Source organism: Xylophilus rhododendri (genome assembly GCF_009906855.1).
Classification (GTDB): domain Bacteria; phylum Pseudomonadota; class Gammaproteobacteria; order Burkholderiales; family Burkholderiaceae_C; genus Xylophilus; species Xylophilus rhododendri.
The window spans coordinates 1,766,851-1,787,104 of sequence record NZ_CP047650.1; the positions used below are offsets into that span (position 1 = coordinate 1,766,851).

The following is a 20,254-nucleotide window of genomic DNA, read 5'->3' on the forward strand; positions in this document are numbered from 1 at the left end:
TGGGCCTGCGTGGCGACTTGAGCGGACAGCGGATCCATCAGGCGGCCTCTTCGTCGGCCGCGCCAGCGGACGCTTCGGGTGCTTCGTCGCCGCCTTCGAGCGGCATGTCCACACCCAGGGCGGAGATGGCGCGCTGCCAGCGCGTCTGGAGCCGGCCGTCGATCACCGTGCCGCTTGATTCGACCTGGCAGCTGCTGGCCGGCATGGCGGCATCGGCCACCCAGGCCACGGCCACGCCAGTGAATTCTTCCTGCAGCGGCACACGCAGCCGCTCCAGGTCGGCCGGATGCATACGCACCGTGGCCGGGCGGCCGTCGGCGATCAGCTGGCCCATGGCTTCGCGCACCACCGGCAGCAGGGCGTGCGGATCGGCCGCCAGCTCGCGCCGCAGCACCTGGCGCGCCATGGCGACGGCCATTTCCAGCACCTGCACCGCGATGCGGTCCTGCGCCTGGCCGAGGCTGTCGCCCATGGAGCCGGTCAGGCCCGCCAGGCGTTCGGCCGAGGCCTGGGCGTCGCTGGCGATATAGGCTTCGAGCTTCTTCTCGGCCTCGGCCAGCGCTTCGGCGTGGCCGTCCTCGTAACCTTGCTGGCGGCCGGCTTCGTAGGCATCCTGGATGCGCTTCAGATAGACCGGCTGGCGCTCCGCCGCCTGGGCCTCGCGCACGCGCAGGGCCTCTTCCTCGGCCAGGCGAGCACGCTCGTCGACCGCGGCGAAGAGCCAGGGCGCGGCCCGGTCGATCTCCTCGTCCGGGATGAAGCGGGTGTAGCGGTGGCTGCCGGAATCAGACAAAGCTGTCGTCTCCGCCGCCGGCCAGCATGATCTGGCCTTCGTCGGCCAGGCGGCGCACCACCTTCAGGATTTCCTTCTGCTGCGCTTCCACTTCGGACAGGCGCATCGGCCCGCGCGATTCCAGGTCCTCGCGCATCGCCTCGGCGGCGCGGGAGGACATATTGGCCAGGAACTTCTCGCGCAGCTCGGGCGCGGCGCCCTTGAGCGCGACGACCAGGGTCTCGGAGGCGATTTCCTTGAGCAGCAGCTGGATGGCCTTGCCGTCGAGCTTGCCGACGTCGTCGAAGACGAACATCTTGTCCATGATCTTCTGGGCCAGGTCGGCGTCGTAGCCGCGGATGGCGTCCATCAGCGGCGCCTCGACGGCCGTGCCCATCAGGTTGACGATCTCGGCCGCGGTCTTGATGCCGCCGAGCGAGGTCTTGCGGATCTTGTCGCCGCCGGCCAGCACCTTGAACAGCACCTCGTTGAGGTCCTTCAAGGCGGTCGGCTGGATGCCTTCGAGCGTGGCGATGCGAACCATCACTTCACCGCGCTGGCGCTCGGACAGGTTGCGCAGCACGCCGGCGGCCTGTTCGTAGTCCAGGTGCACCAGGATGGCGGCGACGATCTGCGGATGCTCGTTGCGCAGCAGCTCGGCCACCGACAGCGGGTCCATCCACTTCAGGCTTTCGATGCCGGAGACATCGCCGCCCTGCAGGATGCGGTCGATCAGCAGCGAGGCCTTGTCGTCGCCCAGCGCGCGGCGCAGCACGGCGCGCACGTAGTCGCTGGTGTCGTTGACCAGCAGGCTCTGCTGTTCGGCGGCGAGAATGAATTTCGAGACCACCTCGTCCACCCGGTCGCGCGAGACCACCCGCATGCGGGCGATGGTTTCGCCGAGCTTCTGCACTTCCTTGGGCGAAAGATGCTTGAAGACCTCGGCGGCTTCTTCCTCGCCGAGAGACATCAGCAGGATCGCGGCGTCGTTGAGTCCTTGATCGTCCATGGTGCTAGATGGTGCTCGTAAATGGGGGGGATGAAAAGCGCAGCAAGGGGATTAAGCCGGCGCTTCTCCGTTGACCCACTCCTTGACGATGTTGGCCACGGCGATCGGATTGCTGCGTGCCAGGCCGCGGGCTTCGTCCAGCCGGGTCTGCTCGGGCGACGCCGGCAGCAGCGCGGTGGTGTTGTCGCCGGGGCCGCCGAGCGCGGCGCGCGCCACGTCGCCTTCGATCGACAGGTCGATCTGGCCACCGGCGCGGCTGCCCGGGCCGCCGCTGCCGTCCAGGGCGATGAAGCCCGGGTCGCCGGGCGACAGCACCTTGACCTGCGGAGCCCGCATGGCCTTGAGCGCCGGCCGGATGAAGCCCAGCAGCACCAGGGCGCCGAACAGGAAGGTGCCGACCGGCCAGGCCATGCTGCGGGCCAGCTCGATCATCTCGGGCTGCTTCCACAGCGGCAGGGTCGAGGTGTCGGCCACCGGCGCCACGAAAGGTGCGTTCATCAGGTTGACCGAGTCGCCGCGGTCCTTGCTGAAGCCGATGCTCTCGCGCACCAGGGCGGTCATCTGGTCGATCTGTTGCTGGGTCAGCGCGGTCGGGCCGCCTGCCTTGGCATCGACCGGGGGCTGGTAGTTCACCACCACCGCCGCGCTCAGGCGCCGCACGGTGGGCGTGCCGCCGCGCACCACCCGCACGGTCTTGTCGACCTCGTAATTGGTGACGGTCTCGCGCTTGGTATTGGCCGAGGTCGGCGTGCTGTTGCCGGTGTTGCCGTTGCCGGCGGTCAGGGGCGGGTTCTGGCCGTTGATCGGCGCGGCCGGCTGGGCGGCGGGCTGGTTGCTGGTGGCGCCGGGCACGCCGGTGGGCGGGTTGTTGCCGGCGCCGTTGCTGCCGCTGCTCTCCAGCACCTGCTGGCTGCGCACCGCGCCGGTGTCGGGGGTCTGGTTGGGTTTGTGCTGCTCGGAGGTCTGCTCGCTGAGCGAGAAATCGACGTCGGCCGTGACGGTGGCCTTGACGTTGCCGCGGCCGACCACCGGCTCCAGCATGTCCATCACCCGGCGGGTGTAGTTCTGTTCGAGCTGCTGCACGTACTGCAGCTGGGTGGCGTCGCCGCCGCCGGCGCCGGCCGCGTCGGGCGACTGCGACAGCAGCTTGCCGCTGTCGTCGAGCACGCTGACGGCCGAGGGCACCATCTCCGGCACGCTGGAAGCCACCAGGTGCACGATGCCGGCGATCTGCGCGCGGTTGAGTTCGGCGCCCGACTGCAGGGTGATCAGCACCGAGGCCGAGGGCTTCTGCTGCTCGCGGAAGAAACCGTTCTGGTTGGGCAGGGCCAGGTGCACCCGGGCGCTCTGCACCGAGGACAGGGACTGGATGGAGCGGGTCAGCTCGCCTTCGAGGCCGCGCTGGAAATTGAGCCGCTCCTGGAACTGCGTCATGCCGAAGCGGTTGCCCTCCATCAGCTCGAAACCGGTGATGGAACCCTTGGGCAGGCCTTGCGATGCCAGGCGCAGGCGGATGTCGTGCACGCGGTCCGCCGGCACCAGGATGGCGCCGCCACCTTCCGAGTACTTGTAGGGCACGTTCATGGTGGCCAGCTGGGCGACGATGGCGCCGCCGTCCTTGTCGCCGAGGTTGCTGAAGAGCACGCGGTAGTCGGGCGCCCGGCCCATCACGATGCCGGCGATGCCGGCGATCACCAGCACCGCCACGCCCAGGCCCAGGCGGATGCGCTGGGCACGGTCGAGCTTGGACAGGCGCTCGGCCCAGGCAGGCAGGGCGGCGGCGGGAGCGGCAGGGACGGGCAGTTCGGCAACGGCGGTGGACATCGGCGGATCCAAGGGTTGAGGGCGGCATTACCCCGAGACCGGATTATTGGTTTTCGCCGCCGCGCCGTTCGCCGGGATAAGCCGCCCTTTGCCCCGCTTTTCCCCCCTCGGCACCCGCGCCTGAAACTTTAGGATCGGTCCATCGAAAAATCCTCTAGCGAGGAGGACCCCCATGGACGCCATCTCCCGCCTTTCCCTGCCGCTCGACACCCAGGCCCTGACCGGCGCCCGCGCCGCCAAGACGCTGGGCGCCCAGTCGGGCGTCGCCGGCACGCAAGGCGGCAGCTTCGGCACCGCCCTGCAGAGCGCACTGAAGTCAGTGAGCGCTTCGCAGAACGAGGCCACGTCCATGCAGCGTGAGGTGCAGCTGGAGAACCCCTCGGTCAGCCTGGAGCAGACCATGGTGGCGATCCAGAAGGCGCAGATCGGGTTCCAGGCCACGGTGCACGTGCGCAACCGGATGGTGCAGGCCTATACGGACATCATGAACATGCAGGTCTGACGGCAACGCCCGCCCAGAAACGCAAAAGCGCCGGTCCAGCCGGCGCTTTTTGTTTTGGCGCGCCGGATCGCTCCGGCGCCGCTCTCTCTCTCAGTGCATCGTCTGCGGCTGACCCTGCATCAGCTTGTCGAACTGCGCCAGCCAGGGCTCGGCCAGGGTGCGGATCTGTGCGTCGTTGCGCAGAATGCGCTGCATGATCTTGATCTTCTCGGTGCGGTGTTCCGGCGGCAGGTCTTCGGTCTGCGCGCGGAAGTGCAGCTGCTCGATCAGCACCGCGCAGGCGCCTTCGTAGCGCACCACTTCTTCCCAGTCCTTGGCCTTGGCGGCGTCCAGCATCTTGCGGCTGCTGTCCTCGATGGCCTTGTAGTAGTCAATCAGCATTTCGGTCATTTCAGGCTCCAACGGACAGGGAAGGCATGGCACGCACCTGCTGGGCTTCGTTGGCGATGCCGCGCCAGCCTTCGGCGATCTGCTCGACCAACTGCTGCACCTCGGCCACGGGCGTCTCGTCGCTGCGCAGATTGCCCAGGGTGAGCTGGCGCACGCAGTAGTCGTACAGGCTGCTCAGGCGGTTGGCCAGGTCGTCGTTGCGGTCGGGGTTCAGGCCCAGCTTCAGGCCTTCCTCGATGTAGCGAACGGCCATGCCGATGTGCTGGCACTTGCCGTCGACGTCGCCCTGCTGGATGCTGAGGCGGGCCGAACGCACCGACTGCAGGGTGCGTTCGAACAGGATGTTGATCAGCTGGTACGGGCTCGCGCCGTCCACGCTGGCTTTGCGGTAACTGGAGGCGGCGCGGGCGCTGGCGGGGGAAAACATGATTGCTTCCTCTATCTATCTGTTGCTCTTGTAGTCTTTATCGGTTGCGTATCCGCAAAATGAAGAGCCGTTACGACGAACTTGTCGAATTCAGTGGATCGACTGGCCGATCGGCTACTTGTTCCAGGCCGCGACCTGCTGGGTCACGTAAGCGCTGAGCGAGTTGAGGCTGGCCATCTGGGTGTCCAGCGCCGTGTACTGGGCGTTCAGGCGCGCTTCCAGGGCGGCAGCGCGGGCATTGACCTTGTCCTGGTCAGCCAGGTTGGCCTTGTCCTCGGCGGCCAGCGAGTCCGACTTGGTGTTGAAGGTGCCGTCGTAGGACAGCATGGCGGTGGTCAGCGCCTTGAACTTCACCGCGATGCCGTTGCCGCTGTCGGTGGCCGCCTTGGTGGCGAACAGGGCCTTGACGTCGGCCGCGCCGCTGGTGGTGGACAGGGCCTTGTCGAGCTTGGTGGAGTCCAGGCTCAGATCGCCGCCGCGCAGCACCGAGATGCCGACGTCCGACAGGCGCGAGAAGGCGCCGGTGGTCGCGGTGACCGAACCCACCATGGCGCGCAGGGTGTTCTGCAGGCCGACGGCGGTGGAGTCGCCCTGCAGGTCGCCGGCCACCTTGCTGTCCGGGTCGTACTTGACCGCGGTGGTGAGCAGATCGTTGATCGCGTTGTAGGAGTCGACGAAGGCCTGGATGTTCTTCTTGGTGGTGGCCGTATCGGCCGCCACACTCACATCCACCGCCGAGGTGGTGACCTGCGAGGCGGTGAAGGTCAGGCCCGGCACGGTGTCGGTGAAGTTGCGGGTGGACGAGGTCACATCCACGCCGTTGATCTGGGCCTTGGTGTCCTGCGCCGCCTGCTTGACATCGAAGCTCAGCGAGCCCAGCGCGCCCGAGCCGCTGGCGCTGACGGTGAAACCGCTCGACGCACCGGTGGTGGCCGAACGCAGCACCAGGCGCTGGCCGGAGGAGTCGGTGACCACCGAGGCGTTGACGCCGGTCTTGGCGTCGTTGATCTTGGAGGCGATGCCGGTCAGCGAGGTGTCGTCGCTGTCGCCGATGTTGACGGTGACCGCCGTGCCGGTGCCGACCTGGATGGTCAGCGAGCCGGTGCCCATGCTGGTGCCGGCGGCGATCACGCCCGAAGCGCTGGTCTGCGCCTGCGCCAGCTGCGACACGGTGAAGCTGTAGTTGCCCGGCGAGGCCACGCCGCTGACGGTGGCGTTCACCGCCGAGCTGTTGCTCGAGGTGATGCTCATCGCGTTCCAGCCGCTGTCCAGCGAAAGCTTGGAGGCCGCGTCCGAGAAGGTGGACACCAGGGCCTTGATCTGGGCGAAGCTGCTGATCTTCGTTTGAATCGAGGCTTCCTTGGTCTGCAGCGTGGTGAGCGGCTGCTTTTCCAGCGCCACCAGCTGGCTGACGATGGACTTCACGTCCAGGCCGCTGCCCAGACCTACCGAAGTGATGCTTGCCATGGGAAACCTCGATTCAAAAGGGGATCATGCCGCGCAAGGCGGCAAGCACAAAAGGCGACGAAGGCCCAAGACCTTCGTCGCCTTGAGGAAAAGGGCGATCAAGCCCCTCGCCTCATGTCGATCAGCGCAGCAGGGAGAGAACACCTTGCGGCAGCTGGTTGGCCTGCGCCACCATGGCGGTGCCGGCCTGTTGCAGGATCTGGGCACGCGACAGGTTGGCCGTTTCCGTGGCGAAGTCGGCATCCACGATACGGCCGCGGGCGGCTGCGGTGTTTTCCGACTGGATCGCGATGTTGGACACAGCGTTCTCGAAGCGGGTCTGCAGGGCGCCCAGGTTGCCGCGGGACTCGTTGACCGAGTCGATGGCGGCGTCGATCTTCTTCAGGGCGGTCCAGGCGCCGGCCTGGGTGCCGATGTCGATCGACGAGATGCCCTTGGTGTCGTCCGTGGTGCTGGCGGCCGTCAGGGTGGAGATCGAGAAGCCGGCGTTGGTCGCGGTGAAGCCGCTCAGGGACACGGCGCTGGCCGTCGGCGTGGAGGCCGAGGCGTCCAGCTGGTCCGAACGCAGCTCGATGTTGAAGGTGCCGTCCGTCTTCTTGGTGACGAAGGCGGTCACATTGGTGTCGGCGGTCTTCGCGTTGATTGCGGCGGCGATCTGGCCCAGGCGTTCCGCACCGGAGGAAGCAGCGTCGATCTTGTCGAGGCTGATGGTGGTGGAGCCAGCCGAGATGGTCAGCGTGCCGGCGGCGATTTCGCTGTTGTAGCCGGTGATGGTGGTGGCATCGATCGAGGTCGTGCTGGCCTGGGCGAAAGCCACGGTGCCGAGGTCGGCGCCCTTGGCGTTGGCCAGGGAGCCGACGGTGATGTTGTCACCGGCGCTGGCGCCGACCTGGAACACGGCACCGGCGAAGGAACCGTCGAGGATCTTGCTGCCGTTGAAGGAGGTGGTCTTGGCGACGCGGTCGATTTCCGAGGACAGCTGGCTGACTTCGGTCTGCAGCGCCTTGCGGTCGCTGTCGCTGTTGGTGGCGTTGCCCGACTGCACGGCCAGTTCACGCATCCGCTGCAGCATGTCGCCGACCTTGCCGAGGGCGCCTTCAGCGGTCTGCGCCAGCGAGATGCCGTCGTTGGAGTTGCGCGAGGCAACTGCCAGGCCCTTGACCTGGGAGTTCATGCGCTCCGAGATGGCGAGGCCGGCGGCGTCGTCCTTGGCGCTGTTGACACGCAGGCCGGAGGACAGGCGTTGCATGGCGGTGGCCAGGGAACCCTGGTTGGCTGCCAGATTCCGTTGAGCGGTCAACGAGGCGACATTGGTGTTGATAGTAGAGGCCATTTAGAAGCTCCTGACTGAAAAAAATCCGGCAAAACCGCCGATCTCAACGCTCCCTCCCTTATTAGAGAGAGCACCCAGACCGGTTTGCCCCGGTCAACGGACCCTGTGTTTGCGGATCCCTTGCACCTGTTTTCGGGCTCCTGTGGGAAAACTTGAGGGCCATCGCATCAAAAAGTTGACAAATGGACCGTCCACAGGGGGAGGCGGCTTTTTTCAGCTCCGCCATCTTCGCGGCTCCGCGCCGGGCCCAGCAGCCGAACTGGGCAGATTTCCTGGCGCTTTTCCAGCCCTTGTATCGGCACGGTATCGGGAGAATTCACTGGCACCAGCGATGAGCCAGCGTAATAGCCGGCTTGCCCCTCCGGCGGTAAGCCGGGTTTTCTTCACTAGGAATTTCCGTCATGGCATCCACCATCAACACGAACATCGCCTCGATGACCGCCCAGCGGAATCTGTCGGCGTCCCAATCCACCCTGGCCACGGCCATGCAGCGCCTCTCCTCCGGCCTGCGTGTCAACAGCGCCAAGGACGACGCCGCCGGCCTGGCGATCGCCGAGCGCATGAACACCCAGGTCAAGGGCCTGACCGTCGCGGCGCGTAATGCCAACGACGGCATCTCGCTGTCGCAGACCGCCGAAGGCGCGCTGGGCAAGGTCGGCGACATGCTGCAGCGTATGCGTGAACTGGCCGTGCAGGCCGGCAACGCCACCAACAGCGCCAGCGACCGCAAGGCCCTGCAGTCCGAGGTCAGCCAGCTGTCTTCCGAAATCGACCGCGTGGCCAAGACCACCTCCTTCAACGGCACCAAGATCCTGGACGGCTCCTTCGCAGGCGCCGTGTTCCAGGTCGGCGCCAACGCCGGCGACAACATCTCGGTCGGCTCCCTGGCCAACGCCAAGGGCGCGGACCTGGGCAACATCGCCTTCGCCCAGGCCAGCGTCACCGCCATCGACTCGTCCACCATCACCGGTTTCACCACCGCCCTGGCCGCCGGCGACATCAGCATCACCGTCAACGGCACCACCGTCGCCCTGGACGCGATTCCCGCGGCATCCTCCGGCGCCGAGCGCCTGGGCCAGGTCGCCGCCGCAATCAACTCGAAGACGGTGGACACCGGCATCACCGCCTTCGTCACCAAGCAGGACAACGGCAGCTTCGACATCGAGTTCCGCTCGGAAAAGCTGGATTCGACGGCCGCCCTGCCGACCGCCACCATCCCGACGATCACCATGGGCGGCGCCGCCAGCGCGACCTCGGTCGGTTTCTCGACCCCGAGCTTCGCCGCCGCCGCCACCGCCGCCGAGACCCAGGGCATCGACAGCATCGACATCGGCTCGCAGGCCGGCGCCTGGACTGCGCTCAAGAAGATCGACGCGGCCATCGACTCGGTGAACACCTCGCGTGCCAACCTCGGCGCCTTGCAGAGCCGCTTCGAGACGGCGATCTCCACGATCTCGGTGCAGAACGAGAACATCTCCGCCTCGCGCGGCCGCATCGTGGACGCCGACTTCGCCATGGAAACCGCCAACCTGTCGCGCGCCCAGATCCTGCAGCAGGCCGGCACCGCCATGGTGGCGCAGGCCAACCAGCTGCCGCAGAGTGTCTTGTCGCTGCTGAAGTAAGCAGGCGGCCCCGGCCGTGAGGCCTGGGTTTAGCTACTAAACTGTTTGGTTACGCCAATCGGCAACGGGCGTGCAGCGTGCTCGCACGGTGCGCGCCCTTTCACTTTTTGAAGAGCCACCATGAGCACCATCACCATCGACGCTTTCATCGAAAACTTCCTGACCGCGGTCGACTTCCAGGACCCGGTGGAGCTGACGGCCGACACCGAGCTGCGCAGCCTGTCCCAGTGGGACTCGCTGGCCGCGCTCGGCGTGATCGTCATGTTCGATGTGGAGTACGGCAAGACCATCGTCGGCGACGACCTGAAGGCAGCCAACACCGTGGGCGATCTCTACAAGCTGCTCGGCTGAGCGACCGGGGAACGCCATGGGCCTGTCCACGCTGAAGAACGTTCGTTTCGCCGGCATGGCGACCAGCGTTCCCAAACGCATCCTGCACAACATCGACGACGCACCGCCCAAGATCCGCTCGGAGCGGGAACGGCTGGTGCGCAACATCGGCATCCACCAGCGCCGCATCTGCCAGGAATGGCAGACCTTCTCCGATCTGGCCTTCGACGCGACCGAGAAGCTGCTGGCGACCCTGGACTGGAAGCGCGAGGAGATCGATGCGCTGATCATCGTCACCCAGTCGCCCGACTACCTGATCCCGGCCACGGCGATCATCATGCAGGATCGCCTGAAGCTCTCCACCGCGACCATCGCCTTCGACGTGAACCTGGGCTGCTCGGGCTATCCCTTCGGCATCCAGATCCTGGGCGGGCTGATCGCCTCGGGCGTGGTCAAGAAAGGCCTGGTGCTGGTGGGCGACCGCTGCGCCACCCTGAACGACCCGCTGTTCTCGGATGCCGGCACGGCCACCGCGCTGGAGTTCGACGAGAACGCGCCGCCGATGTACTTCGACATGAACAGCGACGGCAGCGGCCACCGCGCCATCATGCTGCCGGTGGGCGGCCACCGCGAGCCTTTCGGCTTCCAGCACACCATTCCCAAGCGCGACGAGGATGGCACCCTGCATTGGCCGGCCGAACTCATGCTCGACGGCCCGGCCGTGCTGAGCTTCTCCACCCAGCAGGTGCCGCCCTCGGTGCGCCGCGTGATGGAGTACGCCGGCATGACGACGGACGACATCGACTACTTCGTCTTCCACCAAGCCAACCGGATGATCAACGAGACCATCCGCAAGAAGCTGGGCCTGGCGGTGGAGAAGGTGCCCACCACCCTGCACGACTTCGGCAACACCAGCGGCGCCTCGCTGCCGGTGACCATGACGGCGCGTATCCACGAACAGCTGGCCCAGGGCCGCAAGCGCCTGGCGCTGGCGGGCTTCGGCATCGGCCTGTCCTGGGGCACCTGCATCCTGGATGTGGAAGGCGCGGTGTTCCCGCCCCTGCTGATCTCGTGATGGACCTGCCGACCGACGCCTTCGGCCTGCATGGCAAACGCATCCTGGTGACCGGTGCCTCCTCGGGCATCGGCGCCGCCGTGGCCCGGCTGTGCGCCGAGCTGGGCGCGGAACTCGTGATCAACGGCCGCGACGCCGACCGGCTGGAGGCCACCCGCGCCAGCCTGGCCGGCGCAGGCCATCTGGCAGTCGCCGGCGACATGACCGACAGCGCCACCCACGACGCCCTCCTGCAGGCCGCCCCCTTCTACGACGGCCTGGCCTCCTGCGCCGGCGCCGCGGCCCTGGTGCCCATGCGCATGGCCAGCGAAAAATACCTGCAGCAGATGCTGGCGATCAATTACCTGGCGCCCATCGGCCTGGCCCAGCGCCTGCTGCAGAAGAAGAAGCTGCGCGACGGCGCCTCGCTGGTCTTCGTGAGTGCACTCTCGGCTCGCGCCGCGCCGCAGGCCGCCGGTGCCTACGCGGCATCGAAGGCCGCGCTGGAAGCCGCCTCCCGCACCATCGGCCTGGAGCATGCCCGCCAGCGCATCCGCGCCAACTGCATCGCCCCGGGATATGTCGACACACCCCTGCTGCAAAAGCTCGGCAGCGCCGCCGACATGAGCGAGAAGATCGGCCTGACGCCGCTGGGCACCGTCACGCCCGAGGACGTGGCGCCGGCCGCGGCCTGGCTGCTGTCTTCGGCCAGCCGCTGGATCACCCGCACCACCCTCACACTCGATGGCGGCATCTCGCTGCCGATCCGCCAATGACCGTAGATCTCGCAACCAGCCTCGCAGCGGCCCAAAAGATCTTCGGCCTGGCGGGCAAGACCATCCTCGTCACCGGTGCCTCCAAAGGCATCGGCCAGGAAGTCGCACGCCAGTGCGCCGCCGCCGGTGCGCAGCTGATCGTCGCCGGCCGCGATGCCGACCGCCTGGCCGAAACCCTGAAGTCCCTGCCCGGCGAAGGCCACCGCGCCCTGGCCGCCGAACTGACCGACGCCGACGCCCGCAAGCAATTCGCCGCCGACTGCGGCCCGCTAGACGGCGTGGTGCACAGCGCCGGCATCCGCGGCCTGGCGCCGATGCGCATGGTGAGCGACGCCTTCCTGGCCGAGGTGATGGCGACCAATTACCTGGCGCCGATGATGCTCACCCGCCATCTGCTGGCCAAGAACCAGATCCGGCAGAACGGCTCGCTGATCTTCCTGTCCTCCATCGCCGCCCTGACCGGAACCGTGGGCGTGGGCCCCTATTCCGGCTCCAAGGCCGCCCTGGTCGGCACCATGCGCCCGCTGGCGCTGGAACTGGCCAAGCGCGGCATCCGCGCCAACGCCCTGTGCCCCGGCCTGGTGGAAACCACGCTCATCACCGAGGACAAGGACTGGTTCGAGGAAAGCCGCAAGCGTTATCCCCTGGGCATCGGCCTGCCGGCGGACGTGGCCCAGGCCTGCCTGTATTTCCTGAGCGATGCCAGCCGCAAGGTGACCGGCGCCGTCTTCAGCATGGACGGCGGCGTGGAGTTCGTATGAGCCAGCCACCGGTCGCCGCCGTACCCAACCGCATCCTGGTGGTCAGCGCCGGCGGCTTCGGCCGGGCGGTGGCCAGCCTGGCGCGCTCCGACATCGCCTTCGGCACCGCATGGGATGTGAAGGGTTTCCTCGACAACCGCGCCGGCCTGCACAACCCCAGCGACCTGCCCATCGTCGGCGACCCGCTGACTTACAAGATCCAGACCGGCGACATCTTCGTCTGCGCCCTCGGCGACCCGGCCGCCAAACGCAAGTACACCGAGGCCCTGCGTGCGCAGGACGCCAACTTCATCGTCCTGCGGCCCGACCTCACCACCGGCGAGCGGGTCGAGTTGGCCCTGGGCGGCATCTTCGAACGCAAGGTCTCGCTGGGTCCGGACGTGAAGGTCGGCTTCATGGTGACCATCCTGTCGACCACCATCGTCGGCTATGACGTCACCATCGGCGACTACTGCCAGATCGGCAGCTTCGTCTTCATCGGCGGCGGCGCGCGCATCGGCCACGACGTGGTGATCCATCCCCACGCCACCATCCTGCCCGGCGTTACCGTGGGCGACGGCGCGGTCGTCGGTGCCGGCGCGGTGGTGATCCGCAACGTGGCGCCCGACACCACCGTCATGGGCAATCCCGCCAAGCCTTTTTCCTTCCGCTAGCCGATGCTGTCGAGACTGTCGCCGTCGCACTACCTGGACGCGGACGTCTTCGCACGCGAACAGACCCATGTCTTTCGCAAGCTCTGGCTGTTCGCGGCCTTTCGCACCGCACTGAGCGAGCCCAACGCCTTCGCCACCCGCGAACTCGGCGGCCTGCCGGTGCTGCTCCAGAACTGCGAGGGCGAGATCCGCGCCTTCGAGAACCTCTGCCCGCACCGCCAGATGCCGCTGCAGAAGGAGGCCTTCGGCCAGGCCCGCATGGTCTGCCCGTACCACGGCTGGGTGTTCGATCCCGAGGGCCAGGTCAAGACGATTCCGCACGAGCAGCGCCTCTACGCCTATCCGCCCGAAGAGCGTGCGGGGCTCTGCCTGAAGCGCTATGCGGTGCGGGTGGTGGGCGAGCTGGTCTTCGTCAACCTCGACAAGAACCCCCTGCCCTTCGACGAGCAGTTCACGCCCGAGCTGCAGCAGGCGCTGGCCGACATCACCAGCCACTTCGGCGCTCAGGCGATCCACGCCGACCTGCCGGCCCGCTACAACTGGAAGCTGAACTACGAGAACGTGCTGGACTACAACCACGTCCCGTACATCCACCCCAAGACCTTCCAGCCGCTGCTGCGCGAGGGCATATCCGATGCACGCCAAGGCCAGCCCGCCGCCGAGGCAGCGCCCGCGCAGGACGGCGCGGAACTGCCGCCCCCGCCCACCGCCGGCCTGGCCGCGCAGAGCTTCTGGACCCGCTCGCCGATCCGCATCGAGGCCTGGCCCTGGCACGGGCTGGTCGAGCGCTACGGCGAAGGCGACCTGTACTACAACTTCTTCCTCTATCCCAACGTCAACTTCATCTCGCTGGGCGGGCTGACCTTTCTGCTGCAGCAGTTCCATCCGGTCGCGCCGGACCGCACCGAGGTGCGTTTCACCCTCTGCGCGGCCCGGGAGAAACGCCGGCTGGCCGGGTTGCCCGCCATCCTCTGGGGCCATCTGAAGAGCGAGGTCGCGGTGCTGCACGAGGACCTGGGCCATCTCGAAGCCCTGCAGGCCGCCCTGCACCGCGACGCGCCGCGCGCGAACCACGGCATCTACGAAGACCGGCTGACCGCCGTGGCCGACACCTACCTCGGCTTGATGGGCGAGGAGCGGTCATGAATCTCTGCCTGATCGGCGTCGGCAGCGTGTTCGACACCATTGCCGGCGATGCCATAGGCCACGGCCTGCCCGAAGGCTGGAGCCTGCGCCGCGCCGAGAGCGTGGCCGTCCTGTCGTCCTCGGTGGAAACCTTGCTCGAAGGCCTGCTGCCCACGGAGACCCAGCTCTTCGTCGCGGTGGACCAGAACGCCCTCAACCACGCCCGGCTGGAACTCTACGGCGCGGCCCGCCTGCGCGGCCTGCGGCTGGCCACGCTGGTGCATGCCCGGGCCATCGTGGCGCCGGACGCCAAACTGGCCGACAACGTCTGGATAGGCGCGGGTGCGCTCATCGGCAGCGCCGCGCGGATCGACAGCAATGTGATGGTGAACCCCGCCGCCCGCATCGACGGCGGCGCACGCATCGGCATGCACGGCTGGATCGGCCCCGGCGCCGTGGTCGGAGCCGGCGTGGAGATCGGCCAGCACGGCGTGATCGGCGCGGACGTGCGCCTGCGCGCCGGCCTGCGCCTGGGCAAGCACTGCGTGGTCGATACCGGCGCGGCGCAGACCGAGGACCTCGCCGCCGGCAGCTTCCTCGCCCCGCATTTCCCCAGCCCCGCACGCATCGTCGGCGCCGGCTACAGCCACCAGAAGCAGCGCTGATGCGATCCCTCATCCCCGCCGAGGCCTATACCGACGAAGCCTGGTTCGCCCGCGAACGCGAGCTGCTGATGCGGCCGCTCTGGCAGTTCGTGGCGCCGCGCATGCTGCTGGGCAAGCACAACGCCTTCGTCACCCGCAGCATCTGCGGCATCGAGGTGGTGGTGCAGAACTTCGACGGCGAACTGCGTGCCTTCGAGAACATCTGCCTGCACCGCCAGAACCCCTTGCAGCAGCAGCCCCAGGGCGTGCGCCCGCTGGTCTGCAGCTACCACGGCTGGGGCTACCGGGCCGACGGCGCGGTGGACAACATCCCCTTCCACGACTCGGCCTACCGCCTGCCGCCGCAGGAGCGCGAATGCCTGCGGCTGCGGCGTTTTCCGGTCGAATGCATAGGCCAGCTGGTCTTCGTCAACGTGGGCGACAAGCCGGTGGCCATCGAGCAGCAGTTCTCGATGGACGCGCTGGCCAGCCTGCGCGCGGCTTCGGAGCTGTTCGACAGCGAGGTGCTGATCGCCACCATTGCGGGCCGGCTCAACTGGAAGCTGGCCTACGAGAACCTGCGCGACAGCCTGCATCCGCGCTACCTGCACCAGCAAAGCGTCTACCAGCAGGTGAAGTTCCAGGTGCAGATGGACGAGACCGCCGTCGCCGCCGCCAAGGCGTACCACGCCCAGGGCAGCGCAGACCGGGATCAGCACATGGACGTGCTGCGCGGCTTCAGCAACGGCGGCCTCAACGAACCCATCGCCCAGATGCCGCACTACGCCTGGCACGAGAACGTGGAGCGCTACGGGCAGGACGACTGGTACCTGAACTGGCTGGTCTATCCCAACCTGCACATCGCTTCCGGCTCGGGCGGCTACTCCTTCATCATCGAACACCACCAGCCTGTCTCGGCCGGGCGCACCGACCTGCAGATCTACTACGTCACCGCCCGCAAGAAGAAGCGCTACCCCACCTCGGCGGCGGTGCTGATGGCCCACCTCGAAGGCGCGGAGAAAGTGCTGCGCGAGGACATCGATGTCATGGAAAAGGTCCAGTCCGCCCTGCGCCCCGGCGCGCCGCGCGCCCAACTGGGCGACTTCGAGTTCGGCAACATCGCCGTCGAGCGCTGGTACATGGACGTGATGGAGGGCCGCCATGCCCTCTGAGAAATACGTGCTCGGCAGCGGCGCGCTGCTGGCCTGGGCGCTGGCCGGCTGGGCCGAGATCGAGCCTCAGACCCAGCTGCACGCCATCGACATCGGCCAGGACAAGGACTACCGCTTCGACCTCGCCGCGCTGCAGGGCGCCAGCCCCGAAACGGCCACCGCCTTCGTCGCCTGGGGCCCGCAGTTCCTCAACTTCCGCCGGCTGGAGCTGATGGGCGAACTCAAGGGCCGCGGCTTTCGCCTGCCGCCGCTGGTCTGCCGCGGCGCGCTGGTGGCGTCCGGCGTGGCGGTCGGCGAGAACTGCAGCATCGGCGCGGGCAGCATCGTGGGCGCCGACAGCAAGATCGCCTTCAACACCGTCATCGGCGCGGGCTGCATCGTCGGCACCGGCGTGCAGATCGGCGCCTCGGCCTGGATCGCCGACGGCGTGCAGATCGGCGCGGCCGCACGCATAGGCGCCAACGCCACGCTGGGCCGCGGCGTGATCCTTGAGGACGGCATCGCCATCGGCAAGCAGGCCGTGCTCGACCTGCCGGGCCGGCGCGCCACGCCGCTGGCCGACAAGACTTTCATCACCCCCGCATTCCCCACCGCCGTGACCATCGTCGACGGCGGCGGCCCCATCTGATCCAGGAGAGACACCATGACCCCGAATCTCAGCGAATCGCTGCGCCAGCAACTGCTGGCGATGGCCGCGCAGGCCCAGGAGCCGGTCATCGCCGACATGGCCACCCGCCCCGTGTTCTTCCTGGCGCCGTTGTCGCTGCTAGGCAGCATCCACGGCCCGCAGATCGCGCGTTCGGCCGCGGGCCTGGTGGCGGTGGTCGATGACCATTCGGCCGAGGCCACGATCCACGGCGCGCCGCGCTGGACCAGCGCCGAATTCCTGCAGCGCATCGGCCAGCATCCCGGCGCGGTGGCGATCGACTTCTCGGAAAGCCCCGGCGACCGCTCCGATGCCGCGGAACTCTGCCGCCTGGCCAGCGTGGAACGCGCCGACTGCGTGGTCGCCCAGGCGCAACTGGGCATGGTGTCGGTCTACGAATATGCCGCCGACTACCGCAGGAAGACCCTGGAGCGCCTGGACGACTTCCTGCGCCTGGCCGAGCGTTTCGCCGACGACCATAGCCGCGCCACGCTCTACGCCAACCTGCTGTTCCGCCTGAGCTACGACCGCAGCCACATGCTGGCGACCTGGGCCAATCCGATCGAGGAGTACTTCTCCAGCTACGCCGCGCCGGCCACCTTCCGCCTGGGCACCCAGGAGCATTACTGCGACTGCGGCGCCTTCCAGGGCCCCATCGTCTCGAAGTTCCTGGGCGCCACCGGCCACCGCTACGGCAGCATCACCGCCTTCGAGCCCGACCGCGCCAACTTCGAGGTGCTGCAGAAGGTCTCGCCCCTGCCGCTGCCCAACTACCGGCCGGTCAACAAGGCGGTGTCCAGCCGCCGGCAGACCTTGCGTTTCATGGAGACCGGCACGGTCTCCAGCTATGTCTCGGCCGAAGGCACGGCCATCATCCAGACCACCCGGCTCGATGACGAACTGGACAAGCTCACCTTCCTGAAGATGGACGTGGAGGGCTTCGAGGCCAAGACCCTGCAGGGCGCCTCGCGCCTGCTGGGCGAGCAGCGCCCGCGTGTGGCCGCCTGCGTCTACCACTACGCCCACGACCTGCTGGACGTGGTCGCCCAGCTCGACAAGAGCGTGGACGACTACCACCTGCGCCTGCGCCAGCACAACGGCAGCTACTACTACGACCTGGTGCTCTACGCATCGCCGATCGCGGGTGTCGAAGCACCGGCGTGGGCGGCCTGACCGCGACGAAGGCAGACAAGATGGCTTACGCACGCGGCGGCATGTCCCGCGCACTGCTGAAGTATCCGGACCTGGACCTGTCGCGCACCCGCCTCATCGGCTGGGGCGCGGGCCAGGCCTTTCGCGACTACTTCCCGCTGACGGGGCTGCAGCTCGAATACACGCTGTGCCCGCGTCAGGAGAACCACGGCAGGACCATCCATGGCGTGCCGGTGCGCTCCACCGAGGCCCTGCGCGAGGAGTCGCCGCAGGACGTTCTGGTGGTGATCTTCTCGGCCTACTCCGCGGAAATCATGAACGAGATCCGCGACCGCATCGGCCCCTACCGGGCGGTGCGCGCGGTCGAGTTCGGCGACAACGCCGCGCAGATCAGCGAGCTGGAGGCCCTGGCCGGAGCCCTGCGCGGCGGGCTTTCGCTGCACAAGGCGCCAGCGGCCGAACCGGCGGAGGTGGGCATGTTCATGCAGGGGCCGCTGACCGGCTTCACGCCCATGGCCCTGGCATTTCATCGCATGCGGTATCCGGGCATGCACCTGAGTGTGGTCACCTGGAACGGCGAGGATCCGGCGCTGGTCGCGCAGTGCCGTCCGTGGTGCGACGAACTGGTGCAGATCGAGCCGCCGCCGCCCAACGGCTACGACACCCGCAACCTGATCACCCGCTCCTGCAAGGAAGGCGCCCGGCTGCTGCAGCGGGCCGGCGTGCGTTATGCCATCCGCGCGCGCACCGATGCCGTGATCTTCGGATCGCCCTATCGCACGCTGGAGCGCATGTTCGGCGACGGCAGCCGGGGCGCGGGCAAGATCGGCGTGCTGCTGGCGGCCTCCTGGGCCTATGTGCCCTTCCACTTCTCGGACAAGCTGATGCTCTGCCGCACCGAAGACATGGTGGCCCTGTGGTCGCTGCCGGAAGACCCGCGCGGCAAGGCCGACTTCCCGCCGGCAGGGCTCACCGATCCCGGGCTGCTGGGCTGGAATTTCCTCGACTACCGGCATATTTCCTGGGAGTCGCGCCTGTGGGGCTCGCATGCCCGGCAGCTGGGCTATCCGGCCGACACGCTGGAGGATGCCTACCGCTTCGCCCGCGACCGCCTGCTGGAACTGGACTCCGACAGCCACATGTTCTCCATCAAGCACGTGCCCATGTTCAACCTGAAGCTGCGGCCAATGCTGGAGCCGACGGTGGAGTGGTGGAAGGAGATGCAGAGCGACTTCGACGGCACGCTCGACCATCTGCGCCAAGTGTCTTCCTCCGGCATGACGCTGCAGGACTTCTTCGCCAAGCGCGTGGGATGAAGCCGGCGCTGACCGTGCTGGGCGCCGGCATCGCCGGCCTGGCCGCCGCCGCGGCAGCACGCGGGCTGGGCCGCTCCTGCGTGGTGTACGAGGCGGCAACGCGGGCTGGTGGCCTGCTCGACGCCATCGAGGTCGAAGGCTACCGCTTCGACCAGGCGGTGCATGTCTCCTTTGCCGACAAGCCCGAGCTGCGCGCGGTATTCGACCGCACGCAGCAGCACCGCTACAAGCCGCAGCCCCTGTGCGTGGATCATCCGTACTGGCTGCGCCATCCGGTGCAGAACCATCTGTACCCCTTGCCGGCGGAGGAACGCGTCGCTTTGATCGAAGGCTTCGTCGCCAGGCCGGACGGCCCCGTGCGCCACTACGGCGACTGGCTGGCCCAGCAGTACGGAGAGCCCCTGGCACGGCGCTTTCCCGAGCGCTACACACGCAAGTACTGGACCCTGCCGGCGCAAGAGCTGGGCACCGCCTGGATCGGCCAGCGCATGAACCGGCCCGCCCTGGCCGATGTGCTGCGCGGCGCACTCACCGACACCGACAGCCACGCCTATTACGTGAGCGAAGTGCGCTATCCGGAAAAAGGCGGTTTCCGTGCCTTCATCGAGCCGCTGATGGCCGAGGCGGACATCCGCACCGGCCACCGTCTGCAGGCCATTGACACCCGCGCGCGGCGGCTGCGGTTCGGCAACGGGATCGAGGCGGACTATGAAAAGCTGGTCTCGACCCTTCCCCTGCCCGAGCTGGTGCGCCTGGCCACCGATGTGCCCGACCAGGTGTGCGAGGCGGCCCGCCATCTCGTCGCCACCTCGGTGGACCTGCTGAGCTTCGGGGTGCAACGGCCCGATGCCTTTTCCGAGCTGTGGTTCTACATCTATGACGACGATGTGCTGGCAGCACGCGCTCACAGCCCCAGCGCGAAGTCGGCCGACAACTGCCCGCCGGGCTGCTCGTCGATCCAGTTCGAGATCTACAGCTCGGCCGCGCGGCCGCACGGGCTGAGCGCCGACGCCCTGGCCGCCGACTGCGTGCGCGCGCTGGAGAAATGGGGCATGGCACGAGGCGAGGAACTCAGGCTGCTGGACCACCGTTGCGTGCGTTGGGCCAATGTGCTGTTTCCGACCGGCATGGAGGCGCAGCGCCAGATCGTGCTCGACTGGGCGGAGTCCGCGGGCATCGCTTGCGCCGGCCGCTTCGGTGCCTGGGAATACCTGTGGAGCCACCAGGCCTACGCCAGCGGGCAGGCCGCGGCGCAGCGGGTGCTGGCGGCCGCCTGAAC

21 protein-coding genes are annotated in these 20,254 nt (G+C 67.8%); 14 read left to right on the forward strand and 7 right to left on the reverse strand.

Annotated features, from left to right (window positions below):
* Positions 1-37 precede the first annotated feature (37 nt).
* The 3 genes from GT347_RS08030 to fliF are packed head-to-tail and all read right to left on the reverse strand — an operon-like array spanning position 38 to position 3,605.
* Positions 38-793: a FliH/SctL family protein gene (locus GT347_RS08030; RefSeq protein ID WP_160551461.1), complete on the reverse strand. Its 756-nt coding sequence runs from the start codon at positions 791-793 to the stop codon at positions 38-40.
* Positions 786-1,781 carry a flagellar motor switch protein FliG gene (gene fliG, locus GT347_RS08035; protein ID WP_160551462.1) on the reverse strand — a complete coding sequence of 332 codons (996 nt, stop codon included), beginning with the start codon at positions 1,779-1,781 and terminating at the stop codon, positions 786-788. Before fliG ends, GT347_RS08030 begins: the two co-directional genes overlap by 8 nt.
* A 51-nt stretch (positions 1,782-1,832) precedes the next feature.
* Positions 1,833-3,605, reverse strand: coding sequence for a flagellar basal-body MS-ring/collar protein FliF (gene fliF / locus GT347_RS08040; protein WP_160551463.1), 1,773 nt, complete (start codon positions 3,603-3,605; stop codon positions 1,833-1,835).
* Positions 3,606-3,777: 172 nt separating this feature from the next.
* Here fliF and fliE point away from each other — a divergent pair, with 172 nt between their 5' ends.
* Entirely contained in the window at positions 3,778-4,107 is a 330-nt protein-coding gene (fliE, locus tag GT347_RS08045) for a flagellar hook-basal body complex protein FliE (protein ID WP_160551464.1), read from the forward strand.
* A 90-nt stretch (positions 4,108-4,197) separates the two neighbouring features.
* Here the strand turns inward: fliE and GT347_RS08050 are convergent, their stop codons facing one another.
* The 4 genes from GT347_RS08050 to GT347_RS08065 form a co-directional block, all read right to left on the reverse strand.
* A complete protein-coding gene (locus GT347_RS08050) occupies positions 4,198-4,497 on the reverse strand; it encodes a flagellar protein FliT (protein ID WP_160551465.1) in 300 nt (99 codons plus the stop codon).
* A 1-nt stretch (position 4,498) separates the two neighbouring features.
* Entirely contained in the window at positions 4,499-4,924 is a 426-nt protein-coding gene (fliS, locus tag GT347_RS08055; protein ID WP_160551466.1) for a flagellar export chaperone FliS, read from the reverse strand.
* Positions 4,925-5,038: 114 nt separating this feature from the next.
* Positions 5,039-6,391, reverse strand: a complete 1,353-nt coding sequence (gene fliD / locus GT347_RS08060; protein ID WP_160551467.1) for a flagellar filament capping protein FliD — start codon at positions 6,389-6,391, stop codon at positions 5,039-5,041.
* 121 nt (positions 6,392-6,512) lie between these two features.
* On the reverse strand, positions 6,513-7,724 hold the full coding sequence (locus tag GT347_RS08065) for a flagellin N-terminal helical domain-containing protein (protein WP_160551468.1): 1,212 nt from the start codon (positions 7,722-7,724) through the stop codon (positions 6,513-6,515).
* Positions 7,725-8,125: 401 nt separating this feature from the next.
* Here GT347_RS08065 and GT347_RS08070 point away from each other — a divergent pair, with 401 nt between their 5' ends.
* The 13 genes from GT347_RS08070 to GT347_RS08130 all read left to right on the forward strand — a co-directional run bounded on the left by GT347_RS08070 (position 8,126) and on the right by GT347_RS08130 (position 20,252).
* Positions 8,126-9,346: a flagellin gene (locus GT347_RS08070; RefSeq protein WP_160551469.1), complete on the forward strand. Its 1,221-nt coding sequence runs from the start codon at positions 8,126-8,128 to the stop codon at positions 9,344-9,346.
* A 120-nt stretch (positions 9,347-9,466) separates the two neighbouring features.
* Positions 9,467-9,697 carry an acyl carrier protein gene (locus GT347_RS08075; RefSeq protein WP_160551470.1) on the forward strand — a complete coding sequence of 77 codons (231 nt, stop codon included), beginning with the start codon at positions 9,467-9,469 and terminating at the stop codon, positions 9,695-9,697.
* A 16-nt stretch (positions 9,698-9,713) separates the two neighbouring features.
* Positions 9,714-10,751, forward strand: coding sequence for a ketoacyl-ACP synthase III (locus tag GT347_RS08080; protein WP_160551471.1), 1,038 nt, complete (start codon positions 9,714-9,716; stop codon positions 10,749-10,751).
* Positions 10,751-11,506, forward strand: a complete 756-nt coding sequence (locus GT347_RS08085) for an SDR family NAD(P)-dependent oxidoreductase (protein WP_160551472.1) — start codon at positions 10,751-10,753, stop codon at positions 11,504-11,506. Before GT347_RS08080 ends, GT347_RS08085 begins: the two co-directional genes overlap by 1 nt.
* Positions 11,503-12,267 (forward strand): SDR family NAD(P)-dependent oxidoreductase, encoded by a 765-nt coding sequence (locus tag GT347_RS08090; RefSeq protein WP_160551473.1) that lies wholly within the window; start codon positions 11,503-11,505, stop codon positions 12,265-12,267. Before GT347_RS08085 ends, GT347_RS08090 begins: the two co-directional genes overlap by 4 nt.
* Positions 12,264-12,920 (forward strand): PglD-related sugar-binding protein, encoded by a 657-nt coding sequence (locus tag GT347_RS08095; protein WP_160551474.1) that lies wholly within the window; start codon positions 12,264-12,266, stop codon positions 12,918-12,920. Before GT347_RS08090 ends, GT347_RS08095 begins: the two co-directional genes overlap by 4 nt.
* 3 nt (positions 12,921-12,923) lie before the next feature.
* The gene (locus GT347_RS08100; protein ID WP_160551475.1) at positions 12,924-14,066 is read left to right on the forward strand and encodes an aromatic ring-hydroxylating oxygenase subunit alpha; all 1,143 of its coding nucleotides are present in this window, start codon (positions 12,924-12,926) and stop codon (positions 14,064-14,066) included.
* Positions 14,063-14,710, forward strand: a complete 648-nt coding sequence (locus GT347_RS08105; RefSeq protein WP_160551476.1) for an LbetaH domain-containing protein — start codon at positions 14,063-14,065, stop codon at positions 14,708-14,710. The genes GT347_RS08100 and GT347_RS08105 overlap by 4 nt, the downstream gene beginning before the upstream one ends.
* Entirely contained in the window at positions 14,710-15,861 is a 1,152-nt protein-coding gene (locus tag GT347_RS08110) for an aromatic ring-hydroxylating oxygenase subunit alpha (RefSeq protein ID WP_160551477.1), read from the forward strand. The genes GT347_RS08105 and GT347_RS08110 overlap by 1 nt, the downstream gene beginning before the upstream one ends.
* Positions 15,851-16,489: a DapH/DapD/GlmU-related protein gene (locus tag GT347_RS08115; RefSeq protein WP_160551478.1), complete on the forward strand. Its 639-nt coding sequence runs from the start codon at positions 15,851-15,853 to the stop codon at positions 16,487-16,489. Before GT347_RS08110 ends, GT347_RS08115 begins: the two co-directional genes overlap by 11 nt.
* A gap of 15 nt (positions 16,490-16,504) precedes the next feature.
* Complete coding sequence (locus tag GT347_RS08120) at positions 16,505-17,680, forward strand: FkbM family methyltransferase (RefSeq protein WP_229722794.1); 1,176 nt, start codon at positions 16,505-16,507, stop codon at positions 17,678-17,680.
* A gap of 20 nt (positions 17,681-17,700) precedes the next feature.
* Positions 17,701-18,975, forward strand: coding sequence for a hypothetical protein (locus tag GT347_RS08125; protein ID WP_160551479.1), 1,275 nt, complete (start codon positions 17,701-17,703; stop codon positions 18,973-18,975).
* On the forward strand, positions 18,972-20,252 hold the full coding sequence (locus GT347_RS08130; RefSeq protein WP_160551480.1) for a protoporphyrinogen/coproporphyrinogen oxidase: 1,281 nt from the start codon (positions 18,972-18,974) through the stop codon (positions 20,250-20,252). The genes GT347_RS08125 and GT347_RS08130 overlap by 4 nt, the downstream gene beginning before the upstream one ends.
* The last annotated feature ends 2 nt before the right edge of the window (positions 20,253-20,254 follow it).